The sequence below is a fragment of the Bacillus sp. JJ1474 genome, from assembly GCF_036965225.1.
Classification (GTDB): Bacteria; Bacillota; Bacilli; order Bacillales; family Cytobacillaceae; genus Cytobacillus.
Map to the genome: position 1 here is coordinate 1 of NZ_JBALPC010000196.1, position 484 is coordinate 484.

Genomic DNA, 484 nt, shown 5'->3' on the forward strand with positions numbered 1-484 from the left:
GACTATTATAGAGATCCCTTTGCTTTTTTAGCTTTTTCTAACCAATAGTTAGCCTTCTCTATATCTTTAGCTACACCAATGCCAAGCTCATATTTCTTACCAACATTAAACATGCCACTTGAATCTCCACTTTTAGCCGCCTTCAAATTCCAGTCAAATGCTTTTGTTAAATCTTTTTCTACACCAATTCCATTTCCATAAAGATAAGCTAAGTTGACCATAGCTGATGTATTTCCATTATTAGCACTATTAACATACCATTTTAAACTTTCTACGGAATCAACCTCTACTCCTATTCCTTCTTGAAAATAGTAGGCTAACATTCCTTGTGCTTCTGCATCTTCTTTTTGTGCCAACTCGTGTAACTCTTCCATTGAAAGTTTGCTATAATCCTTTTCAAAATCTAATAAAAGGTATAAACCAACTACGCAAATCAATGTTACAAAAATAAAGATAAGATTCCTGATTTTCATAAATACTCTAC

At 32.9% G+C, this 484-nt stretch carries 1 protein-coding gene; it reads right to left on the reverse strand.

The genetic code is table 11. The features are described from left to right. Positions 1-5 precede the first annotated feature (5 nt). On the reverse strand, positions 6-484 hold a 479-nt coding region (locus tag V7164_RS21255), incomplete at its 5' end, for a tetratricopeptide repeat protein (RefSeq protein WP_335355172.1).